Below are 1969 nucleotides of genomic sequence, written 5' to 3' on the forward strand. Positions count from 1 at the left end.
ATTAAGCTGGAGATCATCGATAAGACAACTGAGAGGCCGTTCCCGGGTATCGCTTTTAGCCAGCACGATTTCTATCAGCGTATTAAAGCCGGTCTGCCGGTAGATATTTGTTACACCATCGAAGAGAACAGGCACGGCAGTAATTCCTTTACTCAACTTATCATCAGGGATATAAAGGAGTAAACAGCAAGGGGCGTTTGCTTATGCAATCGGATCTATTTCATAATATACTGCGCGAGAATTGGGGTTATTCCACCTTTCGGCCTCTGCAGGAGGAGATTATCCAGTCTGTGTGGGAGGGACGGGATACCTTGGGGCTGATGCCCACTGGCGGCGGTAAATCATTAACCTTTCAGGTACCGGTACTGGCCATGAAGGGAATTTGCCTGGTAGTGACACCCCTGATTGCATTGATGAAAGATCAGGTGGACAACCTTCGTGGGCGTGGTATCAAGGCAGCGGCTGTCTATTCAGGGATGACGCGTGATGAAGTCGTTACCACGCTTGAAAACTGTATTTTCGGGGATTATAAATTCCTCTATGTCTCCCCCGAACGACTCTCTTCCGAGATTTTTATTACAAAGCTACAGGCCATGGATGTCTGCCTGTTAGTGGTGGATGAGTCGCATTGTATCTCTCAATGGGGTTATGATTTCCGCCCCTCTTACCTGAAAATCGCCGAGATCCGCAAATTGTTAGAGGGGGTTCCCTTGCTCGCCCTCACTGCCACAGCCACCAAAGAGGTAGTAGATGATATCCAGGAGAGGTTGCTTTTCAAAGAGAAAAACGTATTCCGGGTAAGTTTTGAACGGGAGAACCTGTCGTATGTCGTGCGGACGGCAGAGAATAAAACGGGCGAATTGCTGCATATCCTTCAATCGGTACCCGGATCGGCTATCATTTATGCGAGAAGCCGGCAAAGGACCGCAGAGGTCGCCCATTCGCTCCGGAAAGCAGGCGTGTCTGCCGATTTTTTTCATGCCGGGCTCTCATACGAGGATAAGGTCTCCAGGCAAAACGCCTGGAAGGTGAATGAGTGCAGGGTAATGGTGGCCACCAATGCTTTCGGAATGGGTATCGATAAGCCCGATGTACGTACCGTTGTCCATATGGATCTTCCCAACTCGCTTGAAGAGTATTTTCAGGAAGCGGGTCGTGCAGGACGGGACGGAGAGCGTTCCTACGCCATTATCCTATATACGAAAGCCGATAGCGCCAAGTTGAAAAAGCGGATCACGGACTCGTTTCCCACCCGCGATTTTATACTGCGGGTCTATGAAGCGCTGGGGAATTATTACCAGATAGCCGTGGGAGCAGGGTATAATGATGTGTATGATTTCAATCTTCAGGAGTTCTGCCAGCCATACAAGCTCCCTTTTCTTCAAACCCACCATGCGCTGAAGATATTGGAACTGGCAGGCTATATTGAATATACGGAAGAGATAGATATGCGTTCCCGGATACGTTTTCTGATTTATCGGGACGAAATATATTCATTGCATCTGGAGAAAGAGATGGATGCCCTCTTACATTCTATCCTGCGTAATTATACCGGTGTTTTTTCAGACGATGTCTATATTGACGAGTCGCTGCTGGCGGTAAAGATCGGGAAAAGCCGCCGCGAGGTCTGCGAGATGCTTGTCGCCCTCTCCAGAGCGAAGTATATCCGCTATATACCACAAAAGAAAACGCCTTTTATTGTGTTTACCACTTCACGCGAAGAGACTCACTTCGTCTCGATCCCCCGTACAATTTATGAAGAACGAAAAAAGCGTTTCGAAAAGCGGATCTTTTCAATGGTCGATTACGCAGAAGCGACAGATGTGTGCCGTAGCAGGATGCTGCTGATCTACTTCGGAGAACTCTCTCCGGAAGATTGCGGCCACTGCGACGTTTGCCTGAAGAAGAGTACGACCGGCCTGCCGAACTACCTGTTCCGCCAGATCGGAAATAAGTTGAAAGATTTTTT

General features: G+C 48.6%; 1 protein-coding gene and 1 pseudogene. Both read left to right on the plus strand.

Annotated elements, in window-relative coordinates; translation table 11 throughout:
* Positions 1-183 (plus strand): annotated as a pseudogene (locus Q0502_RS10825) (single-stranded-DNA-specific exonuclease RecJ); the annotation flags it as partial.
* Positions 184-203: 20 nt separating this feature from the next.
* Positions 204-1969, plus strand: a 1766-nt coding sequence (locus Q0502_RS10830) for an ATP-dependent DNA helicase RecQ (RefSeq protein ID WP_298650619.1), incomplete at its 3' end; no start/stop codon positions are given.

Source organism: uncultured Proteiniphilum sp. (genome assembly GCF_937873925.1).
GTDB lineage: Bacteria > Bacteroidota > Bacteroidia > Bacteroidales > Dysgonomonadaceae > Proteiniphilum.